Genomic DNA, 14391 nt, shown 5'->3' with positions numbered 1-14391 from the left:
CGCGTACTGAGCCTAAGACACGGCCGGGACCACTGCAGTGCTCGCGCGACGGCCGGATGTCGGGAGCCCGCTGCTGTGATCGGCGGCGTTTGCGCACTTGACCGGTGGTGGGGAGCGGCGCAGCGCCGTCGGGCCGGGCGTCACCGGATGTGGGCATCCTCACACGTTTCCACCGCGCGCCGGCACCCGCTTCCTGCGGGCGGATGGGGGGCCGCGGCGCCCGGCCAAAAGCTTCCCGCGGAAGCATATGACCAGCTCAAACCGTGGTATTGGCATTCTCTTTTTTTGCAAGTACGTTATGCACTGATGGATAACGCAGCCCAGACCCCATCGGGCATCCCGCTCGCGCCGGTGTATGGACCGGCGGATCGGCGCACCGAGCCCCCGCCGCCCGGCGAGTACCCATTCACCCGGGGCAACTTCGCGTCCGGATACCGCGGCAAGTTGTGGACCTTCCGCCAGTACTCGGGGTTCGGCACCGCCGAAGAGTCCAATCGTCGCTACCGCTATCTGCTGGATCAGGGCGGCACCGGCTTGTCCGTCGCGCTTGATCTGCCCACCCAGTGCGGATACGACTCCGACGATCCCGACTTCGGTGAAGAGGTCGGCCGGGTCGGCGTCGCGGTCGACACGCTGGCCGACTTCCAGATCTTGTTCGACGGCATCCCGCTGGACAAACTCAGCACGAGCATGACCATCAACGGCACCGCGGCCATCCTGCTGGCCTTCTACGTTGCCGCCGCCGAGCGCAAAGGGATACCCCGGGCCAAGCTCACCGGAACCATCCAGAACGACATCCTCAAGGAGTACGCGTCGCGCGGGACCTGGATCTGGCCGCCCGAGCCGTCGCTGCGGCTGATCGCCGACACCATCGAGTTCTGTGCCGCGGAGGTGCCGAGGTTCAACGCAATCTCGGTGGCGGGTGCGCACTTCCGGGACGCCGGCGCTACCGCGGTGCAGGAGATGGCGTTCACCCTGGCCGACGGCGTCACCTACTGCGACACCGTGGTGGAACGCGGGCGGATGAGCATCGACGAATTCGCGCCGCAGATCTCCTTCTTCTTCTACACCCACGGCGACTTCTTCGAAGAGGTCGCCAAATACCGTGCGGGACGGCGACGCTGGGCCACGATCGTGCGGGAGCGCTACGGCTCCAGCAAAGACAGGGCGTCGATGTTCCGGTTCGGCTGCGTCTGCGGCGGCGCATCGCTATACGGGCCCCAGGCGCAGAACAACGTGGTGCGAGTGGCCTATGAGGCGATGGCAGCGGTTCTGGGCGGGGTCCAGTCGATGTTCACGGCGGCCTGGGACGAGCCGTTCGCGCTGCCGTCGGAGGAGTCCACCACCCTGGCCCTGCGCACCCAGCAGATCCTCGCCTATGAAACCGGCGTCGCCGCGGTCGCCGACCCGTTGGGTGGCTCCTATTTCGTCGAGGCGCTCACCGACGCCACCGAGGCCCGCATCATCGAGATCATGGCCGACCTCGAGCAGCACGGTGGCATGGTCAGCGCGATCGAAGACGGCTATCTGCAAGGTCTGATCGCCGACGAGGCCTACAAGATTCACCAGGACATCGAGTCGGGCGCCCGTCCGGTGGTCGGGGTCAACCGGTTCGTGTCGCAGGAGCCCGGGCCGGACCCCGGACCCGACATCGTCAGCTACGAACTCGATGCCGAAGGGCGCGACCTGCAGCTCAAGCGGCTCTCCAAAGTGAAGGCCGAAAGAGACAGTGCCGCAGTCGAATCTGCTCTTGCCGCGTTGTCGCGCAGTGCCGAGGGAACCGACAACCTGATGCACAAGCTGATCGACTGCGCCAACGCCTATTGCACGGTGGGCGAGATGGTCTCCGCGCTCAAGGCCGTCTGGGGCGAGTTTCAGCAACCGGTGGTGTTCTAGATGGCCGCCCGGATCCTGGTCGCCAAGCCCGGTCTGGACGGACACGACCGCGGCGCCAAGATCGTCGCCCGCACCCTGCGTGACGCGGGCTTCGAGGTCATCTACACCGGCATCCGGCAGCGCATCGAAGACATCGCGTCGATCGCGGTGCAGGAAGACGTCGCCGTGGTGGGCTTGAGTATCCTGTCCGGCGCGCACCTGGCCCTCACAACGCGCACCATCGAGGCCCTGCGCGCCGCCGATGCCGCGGACATCGCCGTCGTCGTCGGCGGCACCATCCCGCATGCCGACGTGCCCAAGCTGCTGTCCGCCGGCGCGGCCGCGGTGTTTCCCACCGGAACGTCACTGGACGTCCTGGTTCGCGACATCCGCGCGCTGACCGGAACGCCGGAACCCGCACAGGAGGAACCGTGCGCGTCGGAGTGATGATCGGCGCCGAGCGGGGTGACATGGCCCGCAAGGTGGCCAAACTGATCGCTGACATCGAATGGGCCGAAGCGGCGGGACTGGACACCGCGTGGATGCCGCAGGTGCCCGACGACTTCGACTGCCTGACCATGGTGTCGCTGATGGCCGCGCACAGCTCGCGCATCGAGCTGGGCACCGCGGTGGTACCGCTGCAGGCCCAGCATCCGATTGCCCTTGCGCGCCAAGCGCTCTCGATGCATGCGGTGGCGGGCGGCCGGCTGGCGCTCGGAGTCGGGCCGTCACATCACTGGATCATCCGCGACATGCTCGGGTTGCCGTACGAGAAGCCGGCGGCCTACACCCGCGACTATCTACAGGTGCTCAACGCCGCCACCGCCGGACCGGGATCGGTTGACGTCGAAAATGATTCGTTCACGGTGCACAATCCGACCGTGCTTGCGGCCGATCCCCCGATGCCGGTGCTGGTCGCCGCGCTGGGACCGGTGATGTTGCAGATCGCCGGTGAGCTGGCCGACGGCACCGTGTTGTGGATGGCCGACGAGCGGGCCATCGGGGACCACATCGCACCGAAGATCACCAAGGCCGCCGCGGATGCCGGTCGCCCGGCGCCGCGCATCGTCGCGGGTATCCCGGTATGTCTTTGTGCGCCTTCAGAAGTCGATGCCGCGAAGGAGCGCGCCAATCGTATCCTCGGTGAGGCGGAGGTGTCGCCGAACTATCAGCGCCTGCTCGAACGTGGCGACGCCCGCGATGTCGGTGACCTGTGCGCGGCCGGTGACCCGGGACAGATCCTGGCCCGGATGCGTCGTTTCGCCGACGCCGGCGTGACCGATCTGTCGGTGCGGCTCTTGCCGATCGGTGACAACCGCGACGAACTGATCGCATCCAAACGCCGGACCCGGGAGATGATCGCCGAACTGGCCGCGGAGCTTCGGTGAGCAGACGCAAAAGTACCCTGGAGCACGTGTTCCAGGGCGATTTTGCGTCTGCTCGCGAGGGAACGGGGCCGCTGGCGGGGATCCGGATCCTGGAAGTCGGCACGATGCTGGCCGGCCCGTATGCCACCATGCTGCTGGCGGATCTGGGTGCTGAGGTGACCAAGATCGAGCCGGCCGGCGGTGAGATCTCCCGAGGTGTCGGGGACAGCTACTTCGCCAGCCTCAATCGCAACAAGTCCAGCATCTGTCTCGACCTGAACTCACCGGAGGGGCAACGGCGGCTCGGTGATCTCGTCGCGAAATCGCATGCCCTGCTGGTGAATCTGAAACCGTCGGCGATTCGCCGGCTGGGGCTCAGCTACGAGGCGCTGCGCCGGCACAACGACCGGATCGTGTGCGTCGCCATCACCGGCTTTGGACTGAACGGCGGCGACGACCCGGCGTTCGACTACGTGGTGCAGGCCGGCGTCGGCATCGCCGCGCTGACCGGCGACCCCGACGGCCCGCCGACCCTGCCGGGCTACTCCTCGGCCGACAACTCCACCGGAATGTGCGCGGCGCTCGGCCTGCTGGCCAAGATCGTCTCCGGTAGCGGCGGACAGGTAGACGTGTCGCTGCGCGACGTGATGTTTTCGCAACTGAACTACCATGCCGCCGCCTATCTCAACGACGGCACCGAGCCACAGCGCCGTCCCTACGGCGCCCACTCGTATTACGTTCCAGCCCAACTGTTTCCGACCGCCGACGGATATCTGGCACTGTTCATCACGCACGATGGATTCTGGAAATCCTTCGCCGCCGAGGCCGGCATCGACGGGTTCGAGACCATGACCCAGCGGGTCGCCCGGCGCGAGGAGGTGCTGGCCGCGGTCACGTCGGCGTTGGCGGCCGACACCGCGGCAAGCTGGGAACGGCGGCTGCGCCCACTGGGAGTGCCCGCGGCAGCCGTCCGGACGCTCCCCGAGGCCCTCGAGGCGACCCCGGAGGTGGTGGTCTCGGCGGGGGATATGCGACTGGTCGGCAGTCCGATCCACGTGTGGGGCTACCAACCCGATTACCGTCCGCCGCCCACGCTGGAAAGCTAGCCGGGGAATACTTCCGCGACGATCGCAGTTCCTTCCGCAGCGAAGAGGGAGCTGATCCGATGGGACACGATCGTCGAGAGGCCGCGGTCGGCTTCCATGCCGGCGAGCTTGCCGTGCAGCATCAGGCGGGCGTGAAGGCGACGGCGGCGCGCCTCGCCCCGATGGTCGCCGCCGGCGAGTTGCGCGCCGGCACGGCCGCTTTCCTTGCCAAGGCGACATTTGCGGCCCTGACCGCTCGTGACCGGTCCGGACGGCTGTGGGTGTCGCCGCTGTCCGGCGCTCCCGGCTTCCTGCGGGTCGGCTCGCCCACCCGGCTGCTGGTAGAGACCACACCGCGGGCGGCAGACCCGTTACGCGGGTTGCCCGGGAACCAGCCGATAGGCCTGGTCGTGATGGACTTCGCGACCCGGCGGCGCCTGCGCGTCAACGGCCTACTGACTGATGCAGATTCCGGCGGGCTGGTGATCGATGTGGACCAGGCCTACGGCAACTGCCCGCAGTACATCACGCCCCGGCAGTTGCGCCTCGGTGCCTCGAGCTCTGCCGATGAACGCCCAGAAGTGTTTCACGGCAGTGATTTACGTTCGGCAGACGCCGATCTCGTGCGCGCGGCCGACACGTTCTTCCTCGGTACGACGCACCCCGTCTCGGGCAATGATGCATCCCACCGCGGTGGTCCGGCCGGCTTTGTCCGCGTCGCATCCGGGCAGTTGTGGTGGCCCGACTACCCGGGCAACAACATGTTCAACAGTTTCGGGAACTTGTTCGCCGACCCCACGGCCGCGCTGCTGTTCACCGACTTCGACAGCGGCGCAACGCTTCAGCTCTCCGGCACCGCCTCAGTTCGCTGGGATGCCGACTCCGCGGACACCGGGCGGCAGGTGGTGTTCACCCCGCAACAGGTGATCGCCATCCAGGCGCCGGTCTAGCCTTTCTGATGGCAGTCGGCGATCACCTCGAGCAACCGCGGAATCGGCGGCGGGTCGAGTTGTAGAGCACTGGACATGGTCAGTTTGGCTGCGCTCATGCTCTGCAGCACCGCTTGCAGATCGTCACCCTCGATCTCATAGAGGGCGAGGTAGGGCCCTTCGCCGTTGACCGGCCGCAGCCGGCGTGCCGAGACGATCCCGTCGATGGCCACGAGTTCCGGCAGGTGGACCTCGTCGTACCAGGTGTTGTATTCCTGGTCGCGGTCCGGCGAGCTGGGATACGTCTCGACGTAGATGATGCCTTTGGCCATGGTCGCCAGCCTTTCGTGGCTACTCGTAATGAACGGTGATCGGCGTCGTGTCCGGAATGCCCTGGCACGTCAGAATGTAGCCGTCGGCCACCTCGTCGTCGTCCAGGGCATCGTTGACGCGCATGGTCGCGCTGCCCTCGGTGAGCCTGGCCATGCAGGTACCGCAGTTGCCGGCCTCGCAGTTGAACGGCGGGTCCAGACCCGCGCGGCGCGCGGTTTCCAGCAAGGTCTCGCCGGGGACCAGCGGCACCGAGACTTTCCTGCGGTCGAGGTGGATCGTCACCACGGCGGCCTCCGTCATACGCACCTTCCACGCACTTGTATTCTTCACTATTGAGAATACTATTCTCACTAGAAGATAGGACCTTCTCAAGACCGCCGGAGGGATCGAGACGTGACCGAATCGGCCGCGCTCGCGTTCGAGGATCGGCACTTTGGCCTGCGCGACCTCGATGCGTTGACCGGCAGACTGGCCGCGACCCTACGGTCGCGCGGCGTCGGCGCCGGGCAGCGGGTCGCGGTCATGGCATCCAACCGGCCGGAGTTCGTCATCGCGGTACACGCGATTTGGCGACTCGGCGCGGCAGCGGTCCTGATCAGCCCGGCCTGGAAACGCGGCGAGGTCGAGCACGCGCTGGCGCTGACCCACCCGGCCGACGCGGTCGGTGACCATCCGGTGCTGGCCGGCCTGATGCCCATGCTGCATCTCGATGAGCCACTGACACCGGCAGAACCCGTGCACACCGCCACCCGACCGGCCGGCGATGCGGTGCTGGTGTTCAGTTCCGGTACCACCGGCCTGCCGAAAGCCGTCCGCCACACCCACGCATCGTTGAATGCGGCGGTAGGGCACTGGCGCAAAGCGCTGGGCTTGACCGACCGGGACCGCCTGCAGATCACCACGCCGCCGTCGCACATCCTGGGCCTGCTCAACATCCTCACGGCGCTGCGCACCGGCGCGTGGTTGCGGCTGCACCCGCGCTTCGACGTCGACCGGATGCTGCGGCACATCGAAACCGACCGCATCACGATAGAAATGGCCGTCGCACCGATCGCACTGGCCATCGCGTCGCACCCCCAACTCGAGGCCTACGACCTGTCCTCGCTGCGCTACATCATGTGGGGTGCCACGCCCGTCACCGCCAGCATCGCCGAGACGGTGACCCGGCGCACCGGTACCCGCTGGGTTCCGGCCTACGGCACCACCGAATTGCCGGTGATCGCCTGCAATCCGCGCGACGGCGCGCGCCTGGATTCCGTCGGGCGCGCGGTGCCCGGCGTCCAACTGCGGGTGGTCTCGCTGGAGACCGGCGAGCCGGCCGGTCCGGGTGAGGTCGGCGAAATCCAGGCGCGGTCCGATTCGCTGATGGCGGGCTATCTCCCGGCGGAGGAGACCGCGGATGTGCTGCAGGGCGACTGGTACCGGACCGGCGACGTCGGATGGCTCGACTCCGACGGCTGGTTGCGAATCACCGACCGCCTCAAGGAAATGATCAAAGTGCGCGGGTTCCAGGTCGCGCCGGCCGAAATCGAAACCGTGCTGCACGGTCATCCGGCGGTGAAGGACTGCGCGGTCTTCGGCGTTCCCGACGGCGCCAACGGTGAAGCCGTCGTCGCCGCGGTGGCCACCCGCGGCCCGGTCGCAGCCGATGACCTCGCCGCCCGGGTGGACGCGCACCTCGCGTCTTACAAGCGTCTGAGCCGCGTGGTGTTCGTGTCCGATATCCCCCGCCTGCCGTCGGGCAAGGTGTTGCGCAGAGTGCTCAAGGAGAGCTATGGATGTACGTCTGACAGCTGAACAACAGCAACTGCGTGACGCCGCGGCCAAGATGGCCGACGACCTCGGTCCGGCCTCGGTGCAAGACCTGGCCGACCAGAGCCGAATCTCCCGCCTGGACAAGCAGATCGAGATGACGGGCTGGCGCTCGTTGCGATCCGACGGGGCCTCCGGCGTCGAAGTCGCCCTCGTCGCAGAGGAATTCGGGCGCGGTCTGGTCGACGCACCGTTTCTCGGGCCGGTGTTGGCCGACGACTTGGCGTGCCGGATGGGCTCCGATGCCGGCGCCGCGACGATCGCGGCGGGCGGGCGGGCTTTCGACGCTCGCGGATACCGGCGCGCGTCATGGCTCTCGGGCACAACGGTTTTTGCGGCGGGCATCGCGGACGTGGGGCACGGCGCGGACCTGACCCGGGTCTGCGCGGAAATCACTGATGAGGCCGTGGAGTTGGGTGAAGTGCCCGCCGAGGGCGTCGATCGATGGCAGGCGCTGGCACTGGCCGGCACGGCGGCAGACCTGGTCGGGACCGCTCGCGGCGCGCAGGCCCTGGCCTGCGACTACGCCAAAATCCGTGCGCAGTACGGCAAGCCGATCGGTTCCTATCAGGCCATCGCGCATCTGCTGGCCGAAAGCCTGGCCCTGATCGAAGGATCGGTGAGCGTGCTGCGCCACGCCGCTTGGGCGGTCGACGAACTGAGCTCCGCCGAAGCCGTCCGGGCCGCCCGGGTCGCGAAAATCTATTGCGCCCGCGCCACTCGGACCGTGTGCGAGACCGCGATGCAGGTGCACGGCGGCATCGGCAACACCTGGGAATGCCTGGTGCACGTGTATCTGCGCCGGGCGTTGACGTCCACGGAGCTGTGGCCGGTCACCTTGCAGGAGGTCGGCCGTGGACTTTCGTGACTCGCCGCAGGAAGCCGAGTTCCGCCACCGGTTGCGCGACTGGCTTTCGTTGCACGCCAGAGAGTTCAGCGTCTCGGGGGACCAGTACTGGGCCCGCCAGGCGGACTGGCATCGCGCGCTCTACGAAGAGGGCTTCTTCGGATTGTCCTGGCCGCGTGAGTACGGCGGCTTGGAACTGCCGCCGGTCTACGACGTCATCGTCGACGAGGAGTTGGCCCGCGCCGGGGCCCCACCGCGGCCCAGCGTGGGCTATCTGGTCATGGGAATCGGCCGCCACGGCAGCGACGAACTGCGAAGACGGTTCCTGCCCGGCATCATCAACGGTTCCGAACGCTGGTGCCAGGGGTTCAGTGAGCCGGGCGCGGGCTCGGACCTCGCGTCGCTGACCACCACCGCCACCCGCGACGGTGACAACTACCTGATCCACGGACACAAGATCTGGACCAGCTACTCCGACGTCGCCGACTGGTGCCTGCTGCTGGCGCGCACCGACCCGGACGCAAGGCGGCACCGCGGCCTGTCGGCGTTCGTGTTGGCGATGAAACAGCCTGGGGTGCAGCAGCGTCCGCTGCAGATGATCAACGGCGTCACCAACGAGTTCGGACAGGTGTTCTTCGACGGCGCCACCGTTCCGGCAGAGCGCATGGTGGGTAGCCCCGGTGACGGGTGGGCGGTGGCGATGACGGTCGTCGGCCACGAGCGGGAGCCGTCCACGCTGGGTTACGCGGCCCGGTACAACAAGCTGGTCGCGGAGTTGGTGGCGCGTAGTGGCGGCGAGGTGGGCGACCCCGTGAAAGACGAGGTGGCGTGGGCTGCGGTGCAGGCCGAGATGCTGACGCACCACGTGCGGCGCCGGCTGTCCGAGCAACTCGACGGCGTGTCGCACGGCCCCGAGGGCTCGCTGGACAAGCTGCTGATGACCTGGGTGGAGCAGTCCGTCGGGCACGCCGCGCTGGCCGTCGGCGGAACCCGCGACGACGGATTGTTCAGCGCCTACCTGTACAGCCGCGCGCAGAGCGTGATGGGCGGGACGTCGCAGATACAGAAGAACATCATCGCCGCGCGAATCCTGGGGTTGGGAGTCTGAAATGTACGACATGCCAAGCGAAATCGACGTCCGCTCGGAGGGGGCGCTGCGGATCATCACGCTCAACCGCCCGGATGACCTCAACGCGGTCAACGACAATCTGCACGTCGGGCTGGCACGGCTGTGGCAGCGACTGACTGACGACGCGTCCGCGCGGGCGGCGGTGATCACCGGGAGCGGGAAGGCATTCTCGGCCGGCGGGGACTTCGCGTATCTGGCCGAGCTGGCCGAAGATGCTGACCTGCGCGCCAAGACCATTCGCGACGGAAGAGAAATCGTCCTCGGCATGGCCAGGTGCCGAATTCCGGTGATCGCGGCAGTCAACGGCCCCGCCGTGGGGCTGGGGTGCAGCCTGGTGGCGCTGAGCGACATCGTCTACATCGCGCCGGACGCGTTTCTCGCCGACCCGCATGTGCAGGTGGGGCTGGTGGCCGCCGACGGTGGGCCCCTGACGTGGCCGTTGCACATCAGCCTGATGCTGGCCAAGGAGTACGCCTTGACCGGCACCAGGATTCGTGCGCAACGGGCGGTCGAACTCGGCCTGGCCAACCACGTGGCCGACGATCCGTTCGCCGCCGCGGTGGAGTGCGCCACGAAAATCATGGAGTTGCCGCAGCAGGCGGTGGAAAGCACCAAGCGGGTGCTCAACATCCACCTGGAACGCGCCGTGCTGGCCAGCCTGGACTATGCGCTGTCGGCAGAGCATCAGTCGTTCGTGACCGAAGACTTCCGGGCCATCGTCAGCAAGCTCAACGAAGGCAAGAACTGACCGTCAGCCCAACGCCACCAGATCTTCCACCGAATCGCGCGGCAGCGGGTCGGCGGTGATGGCGGTGATCACCGCCTCGGTCAACTCGATTGCGCCGCCGTGGTTGTCGAGAAAGGCGGTGTCGGCGGCGTCGCGCCCGGTGGCGATGCGCAGCATCGTCTGACGCGGCGCCAGGCAGGTCGCATCCACCACCTGCCATTGCCCGTCGATCAGTGCTTCGGCCACGGCGTGGAAGTCCATCGGATCGCATCCGGGTGCGTACACCGCGACCAGACGGGCCGGGACGTTGACCGCACGGAGCAACGCCACGACGAGATGTGCGTAGTCGCGGCATACCCCGGCGCCGGCCAACAGGGTGTCGGTCGCCCCGTCGATCGGATCGCTGGACCCCGGAACATATTTCAGCCTGGTGCCCACCCACGACGAGACCTTCTCGAGCAGCGTGACGGAGTTGGTGTACTGGCCGAACTCGGTGGCCGCGAATCCGAAGAACTTGTCGGCCTCGGCGTAACGGCTGGGCCGCAGATAGGTCGAGACGTCGAGGTCTCTGACCGCGATCGGATCGGCTCGTCCGGTTACCGTGGCTTCGTATTTGACCTGTAGCTCGCCCGTCTCGACGTCGGCGGTGTGGATACGGGTGCCGTGCTCGCCGCTGATCTCGCGCACCGCTACCGGCTTGCCGTCCAAGGTCACCGTCAGCGACTCGTCGATCTGCAGACCGGGGAGCGAGGCGACCGCGATCTGAAACTCGAGGGCCGTGGGATCGTTGACGGCAACCCGCAGACTGGCCGCGACCTCGCGCTTCAACAACGCGTCCCCCTTATTACGATCGCGCCGCAACTTCATCGTTCGTAGCCAACCACAGCTGGCCTGTACCCGCATTCGCTGGCGGTCAAGCTCCGTCGTGCCGGCGCAAGAAGTCACGCATCACTGCGTCGAAGCGGTCGGGCTCCTCGATGAAGGGCAGGTGGGCGGTGTGCTCGAAGAACTCGAAGCGCGAGCCCTTGATGCGCTGGTGCATCTCCCGCATGTGCTCCGGGGAGCATTCGTCGAACCTGCCGGAGAGCAGCAGGGTCGGCACGCTGAGCTCACCGAGCCGGTCGACCACATCCCAGTCCCGGATCGTACCGACGATGTGAAAGTCGCTGGGCCCGAACATGGTCTGGAAGATCTCGGTGCCGATGTTCTGGAAGGCCCGGTAGAGATCGTCCGGCCAGGGCCGCTTCCGGCACAGATACGTTTCGTTCCAGGTAGTGATTGCCGCCTGGTATTCCGCGGAATCGGTGGTGCCGGCAGCTTCGTGGCGATCGATGGCGTCCTGCGTGGCGGCGTCCAGTTCGGATTTCAGCCGGATCACATTCTCGGCGAACACGGGGATGGACGCGGCGCTGTTGGAGATGGTCAGGCTGACGGCCATCGGCGACATGTCCAGGACATACTGCTGTGCCAGCATGCCACCCCAGGAGTTGCCGAAAATGTGGAAAGCGCCAAGCCCCAAGGCGGTAACGACCGCATCCATTTCGGCGACCGACCTTTCCATCGTCCACAGGTCCGGATTCGACGGGCGGTCGGAGTTGCCGCAGCCGAGCTGATCCCAGAAGATCACCTCACGCTCGTCGGCCAGGCGCTTCAGTGCGCTCAGGTAGTAGTGCGGCAGCCCCGGCCCGCCGTGGACCACCAGCAGTGACCGGCCACTCCCGCGGCCGACCCGTTTGAACCAGACGTTCCCGCCGGGGACTGCAATAGCCCCCTCCCGTTGAGTCGCACATTCGGTCATCGCCGGTGCTACCTCCCAATGTCGGCCCCGGGGCTTGATGCGGCAGTGTAAGCGAGCGTTCGACCAAGGCTGTCCCGCGTGACCTGATGGCACCACCCGGATAGCGGCCCGATTCGATGTGATCTCGCACCCCAGCTGAGGCCAAAAGACCCTGGTCGGCCCCGTCTGCCGAACCTAGGCTCGATTCGGTTGGCAGTCGCCAGACAGGCGCGGGGCAATGGGAGAGCACTGCATGAGCAACGGTATGGGCGTGGACTGGTGAAGACCTGGACCAAGATGCTGTTTGCGGTGTTCGTCGCCTTGGCCGCACTCGTCGGGTTGCCGTCGCCGGTGGTGCCGCTGGCGAAGGCGGTGACGGCCTGCGAAGACGCTGGTTACGACGCGGCCTTCTGCGACCAGAGGTTTCTAGAGGCCGTGGACCGTTACGGGATCCCCTATACCGACTCCGCGGCAGCGATCAGGGTCGGTCACGGCATAGCTGACTACCTCGCCGGACACCCCACCATGAAGGGGATCACGGCGATGTCCAACATGCTCATCAGAGACAATGCGAACGTGAATTTCACCGTGCAGCAGGCGGTCAACTTCATCCATATCGCGGTCCACTACTACGGACCACCTGGGTTGGAGCAGACGCTCGATTCGCTTTAACGAAGTCGCGACTGCAGCCGTTCAATATGAAAGCAGCGTACAATATCGTCAACCCCCAAAAGGAGAATGAATGATCACGAAATTGCTGGTCAGCGGAGCTATCGTCCTCGGTGCCGCCGTTGGACTGGCGGCGCCGGCGATCGCCGACCCTTCCGACCCCGCCTACCCGGTCGACAGCATCGGCTCCTTGGCCATGAACTGCGGCAATCTCACAGACTGTGCGCCGAGTGGTCCGGGTACAACACCAACGGTGGACCTCAATGACGTAGTGGTGGCTTTCAAGGGCAGTGCGTCTGACCTGAGCGGTTTTTGATCTTAAGGCAGCAGTAGTCTGAAAATTTGCTACAGCTGCGTTGACACCTGAAACATAGATAATCCTGAAACCGTGTACCGGGGCACTTTGATACACTAAAGGCTCATTCGCAGTTCAGCGTTGATTGCAACTCCTGCTCTCGTGATGTGAGAATGATTTTCTCATCTACTTGTGTTCTGGAGAAGAACCATGTGCCTGAAGCCGTGGTAGCGACGGCCCCCGCTCCTTAACGCCGTCGTGGACGTCTCCGATCTGATCACGCAGGCGCGCAACGGGTCTCCCCGTGCCGCCGGCCGGCTGCTCAGCCTCGTCGAGGGCGATCGCCGGGACGAGGTGCTGCAGGGCATCGGCCCGGCCACACCGGTGCGCGTTATCGGGATCACCGGCCCGCCGGGCGCCGGCAAGTCGACGACGATCGGCGCACTGGTCGGCGCCTATCGGCAGCGGCAGCGCCGGGTGGCTGTGCTGGCCGTGGACCCGTCGTCACCCTTCAGTGGCGGTGCACTGTTGGGCGACCGCATCCGAATGACGGCGCACATCAACGACTCTGACGTCCTGATCCGCTCGGTGGCCAGCCGGGGTCATCTCGGTGGCCTCGCCGCGGCGGTCCCTGCCGCCATCCGGTTGCTCGGGGCCATCGGCTATCACATCGTGCTGCTGGAGACGGTAGGGGTGGGACAGTCCGAGATTGAGATCGCCGCCGTCGCCGACCCCACCGTCGTCATCCTCAATCCCGGGGCGGGTGACGCGGTGCAGGCCGCCAAAGCCGGCCTGCTGGAAGTCGCCGACATCGTGGCCGTGAACAAGGCCGACCGGGACGGCGCCCAGCAGACCGTACGCGACCTGCGCGGCGAAACCAGTGCGCCGATCGTCAGTCTGATCGCCGCCCGTGGTGAGGGGCTCGACGATCTGGTGGCGGCAATCGATGCTCACCACCGCTCGGACAACCGTGCCCGCCGGCTGGCCCGGGCCCGGGCGCAGATCCTGTCGCTGGCACAAACGCGACTTCGGACCCGCACCGATCTGGACGTGCTTGCCGAGTCGGTGGTCGACGGACGCGACGACCCCTACACCGCCGCCGAACGACTGCTGTCATCGCCGCCTGCCTGACCGGGGGACGGCGCATCCGGCGATCGGAGGACACCGCGATTCAACCCGGCTAGGGGCCGCTCAGCCGACAGACAGCAATGCCGGGCGACGGCAAGCTAACGGTCATGTCCTCATTCGTGACCAGCCAGCCTGAACTGCTGACATCGGCCGCGGGAAACCTTGAGTCGATCGGCGCCGCGATGAACGCGAGCAACGCTTCCGCTGCCGCCCCCCTCACCGGTGTGGTGCCTGCCGCAGCCGACGAGGTGTCGGCGCTGACCGCGGCGCAGTTCGCCGCGCATGGTGCCCTCTACCAGGCAATCAGCGGGCAGGCCGCCGCATTTCACCAGCTCTTCGTCAGCACCCTGGCAGCCGGCGGGGGCTGCTATGCGGCAACCGAGGCCGCCAACGCGGTAGCGGCGCGCTGAAAGCACTA

At 66.7% G+C, this 14391-nt stretch carries 17 protein-coding genes; 13 read left to right on the top strand and 4 right to left on the bottom strand.

Annotated features, from left to right (window positions below):
* The first annotated feature begins 306 nt into the window (after window positions 1-306).
* From AC5Y7D_RS12495 to AC5Y7D_RS12475, 5 genes are all read left to right on the top strand, one after another.
* Window positions 307-1896 carry a methylmalonyl-CoA mutase family protein gene (locus AC5Y7D_RS12495; RefSeq protein WP_499924286.1) on the top strand — a complete coding sequence of 530 codons (1590 nt, stop codon included), beginning with the start codon at window positions 307-309 and terminating at the stop codon, window positions 1894-1896.
* Window positions 1897-2322, top strand: a complete 426-nt coding sequence (locus AC5Y7D_RS12490; protein WP_499924285.1) for a cobalamin-dependent protein — start codon at window positions 1897-1899, stop codon at window positions 2320-2322. It begins immediately after the preceding gene.
* Entirely contained in the window at window positions 2307-3263 is a 957-nt protein-coding gene (locus AC5Y7D_RS12485; RefSeq protein ID WP_499924284.1) for an LLM class F420-dependent oxidoreductase, read from the top strand. The genes AC5Y7D_RS12490 and AC5Y7D_RS12485 overlap by 16 nt, the downstream gene beginning before the upstream one ends.
* Window positions 3264-3367: 104 nt before the next feature.
* Entirely contained in the window at window positions 3368-4348 is a 981-nt protein-coding gene (locus AC5Y7D_RS12480; protein ID WP_499924454.1) for a CaiB/BaiF CoA transferase family protein, read from the top strand.
* Between the two features lie 59 nt (window positions 4349-4407).
* Entirely contained in the window at window positions 4408-5277 is an 870-nt protein-coding gene (locus AC5Y7D_RS12475) for a pyridoxamine 5'-phosphate oxidase family protein (RefSeq protein ID WP_499924283.1), read from the top strand.
* On the opposite strand, the gene AC5Y7D_RS12470 is transcribed toward AC5Y7D_RS12475, so the two are convergent.
* Both AC5Y7D_RS12470 and AC5Y7D_RS12465 read right to left on the bottom strand, forming a co-directional pair.
* Window positions 5274-5588, bottom strand: a complete 315-nt coding sequence (locus tag AC5Y7D_RS12470) for a hypothetical protein (protein ID WP_499924282.1) — start codon at window positions 5586-5588, stop codon at window positions 5274-5276. The genes AC5Y7D_RS12475 and AC5Y7D_RS12470 overlap by 4 nt on opposite strands.
* A 19-nt stretch (window positions 5589-5607) precedes the next feature.
* The gene (locus AC5Y7D_RS12465; RefSeq protein WP_065135507.1) at window positions 5608-5889 is read right to left on the bottom strand and encodes a 2Fe-2S iron-sulfur cluster-binding protein; all 282 of its coding nucleotides are present in this window, start codon (window positions 5887-5889) and stop codon (window positions 5608-5610) included.
* 93 nt (window positions 5890-5982) lie between these two features.
* Here AC5Y7D_RS12465 and AC5Y7D_RS12460 point away from each other — a divergent pair, with 93 nt between their 5' ends.
* Genes AC5Y7D_RS12460 through AC5Y7D_RS12445 form a run of 4 tightly spaced genes read left to right on the top strand, consistent with a single transcriptional unit; the run spans window position 5983 to window position 10125 of the window.
* A complete protein-coding gene (locus tag AC5Y7D_RS12460; protein WP_499924281.1) occupies window positions 5983-7386 on the top strand; it encodes a class I adenylate-forming enzyme family protein in 1404 nt (467 codons plus the stop codon).
* Window positions 7364-8269 carry an acyl-CoA dehydrogenase family protein gene (locus tag AC5Y7D_RS12455; protein ID WP_499924280.1) on the top strand — a complete coding sequence of 302 codons (906 nt, stop codon included), beginning with the start codon at window positions 7364-7366 and terminating at the stop codon, window positions 8267-8269. Before AC5Y7D_RS12460 ends, AC5Y7D_RS12455 begins: the two co-directional genes overlap by 23 nt.
* Entirely contained in the window at window positions 8256-9356 is a 1101-nt protein-coding gene (locus AC5Y7D_RS12450) for an acyl-CoA dehydrogenase family protein (protein WP_499924279.1), read from the top strand. Before AC5Y7D_RS12455 ends, AC5Y7D_RS12450 begins: the two co-directional genes overlap by 14 nt.
* A 1-nt stretch (window position 9357) precedes the next feature.
* Complete coding sequence (locus tag AC5Y7D_RS12445; protein WP_499924278.1) at window positions 9358-10125, top strand: enoyl-CoA hydratase/isomerase family protein; 768 nt, start codon at window positions 9358-9360, stop codon at window positions 10123-10125.
* Between the two features lie 3 nt (window positions 10126-10128).
* Here AC5Y7D_RS12445 and AC5Y7D_RS12440 read toward each other — a convergent pair whose 3' ends face one another.
* Both AC5Y7D_RS12440 and AC5Y7D_RS12435 read right to left on the bottom strand, forming a co-directional pair.
* Complete coding sequence (locus AC5Y7D_RS12440; RefSeq protein ID WP_499924276.1) at window positions 10129-10971, bottom strand: transglutaminase-like domain-containing protein; 843 nt, start codon at window positions 10969-10971, stop codon at window positions 10129-10131.
* 46 nt (window positions 10972-11017) lie between these two features.
* Entirely contained in the window at window positions 11018-11902 is an 885-nt protein-coding gene (locus AC5Y7D_RS12435) for a proline iminopeptidase-family hydrolase (RefSeq protein ID WP_499924275.1), read from the bottom strand.
* A 258-nt stretch (window positions 11903-12160) separates the two neighbouring features.
* Between AC5Y7D_RS12435 and AC5Y7D_RS12430 the strand changes: the two genes are divergently transcribed.
* The 4 genes from AC5Y7D_RS12430 to AC5Y7D_RS12415 all read left to right on the top strand — a co-directional run bounded on the left by AC5Y7D_RS12430 (window position 12161) and on the right by AC5Y7D_RS12415 (window position 14383).
* Window positions 12161-12553 (top strand): DUF732 domain-containing protein, encoded by a 393-nt coding sequence (locus tag AC5Y7D_RS12430; RefSeq protein ID WP_499924274.1) that lies wholly within the window; start codon window positions 12161-12163, stop codon window positions 12551-12553.
* Window positions 12554-12623: 70 nt separating this feature from the next.
* Window positions 12624-12866, top strand: coding sequence for a hypothetical protein (locus AC5Y7D_RS12425; protein ID WP_499924273.1), 243 nt, complete (start codon window positions 12624-12626; stop codon window positions 12864-12866).
* A gap of 237 nt (window positions 12867-13103) precedes the next feature.
* A complete protein-coding gene (locus AC5Y7D_RS12420) occupies window positions 13104-13976 on the top strand; it encodes an ArgK/MeaB family GTPase (protein WP_499924271.1) in 873 nt (290 codons plus the stop codon).
* A gap of 104 nt (window positions 13977-14080) precedes the next feature.
* Complete coding sequence (locus AC5Y7D_RS12415) at window positions 14081-14383, top strand: PE family protein (protein ID WP_499924270.1); 303 nt, start codon at window positions 14081-14083, stop codon at window positions 14381-14383.
* The last annotated feature ends 8 nt before the right edge of the window (window positions 14384-14391 follow it).

The organism is Mycobacterium sp. NGS49, assembly GCF_059812565.1.
This window is presented reverse-complemented; position numbering and strand designations above follow the sequence as displayed.

Excerpts from the sequence above, each read along its gene's own strand:
- AC5Y7D_RS12495 (WP_499924286.1), top strand. The coding sequence starts at position 307 with ATGGATAACGCAGCCCAGACCCCATCGGGCATCCCGCTCGCGCCGGTG.
- AC5Y7D_RS12490 (WP_499924285.1), top strand. The coding sequence starts at position 1,897 with ATGGCCGCCCGGATCCTGGTCGCCAAGCCCGGTCTGGACGGACACGAC.
- AC5Y7D_RS12480 (WP_499924454.1), top strand. The coding sequence starts at position 3,368 with ATGCTGGCCGGCCCGTATGCCACCATGCTGCTGGCGGATCTGGGTGCT.
- AC5Y7D_RS12475 (WP_499924283.1), top strand. The coding sequence starts at position 4,408 with ATGGGACACGATCGTCGAGAGGCCGCGGTCGGCTTCCATGCCGGCGAG.
- AC5Y7D_RS12470 (WP_499924282.1), bottom strand. The coding sequence starts at position 5,588 with ATGGCCAAAGGCATCATCTACGTCGAGACGTATCCCAGCTCGCCGGAC.
- AC5Y7D_RS12465 (WP_065135507.1), bottom strand. The coding sequence starts at position 5,889 with ATGACGGAGGCCGCCGTGGTGACGATCCACCTCGACCGCAGGAAAGTC.
- AC5Y7D_RS12455 (WP_499924280.1), top strand. The coding sequence starts at position 7,364 with ATGGATGTACGTCTGACAGCTGAACAACAGCAACTGCGTGACGCCGCG.
- AC5Y7D_RS12445 (WP_499924278.1), top strand. The coding sequence starts at position 9,358 with ATGTACGACATGCCAAGCGAAATCGACGTCCGCTCGGAGGGGGCGCTG.
- AC5Y7D_RS12440 (WP_499924276.1), bottom strand. The coding sequence starts at position 10,971 with ATGAAGTTGCGGCGCGATCGTAATAAGGGGGACGCGTTGTTGAAGCGC.
- AC5Y7D_RS12435 (WP_499924275.1), bottom strand. The coding sequence starts at position 11,902 with ATGACCGAATGTGCGACTCAACGGGAGGGGGCTATTGCAGTCCCCGGC.
- AC5Y7D_RS12425 (WP_499924273.1), top strand. The coding sequence starts at position 12,624 with ATGATCACGAAATTGCTGGTCAGCGGAGCTATCGTCCTCGGTGCCGCC.
- AC5Y7D_RS12415 (WP_499924270.1), top strand. The coding sequence starts at position 14,081 with ATGTCCTCATTCGTGACCAGCCAGCCTGAACTGCTGACATCGGCCGCG.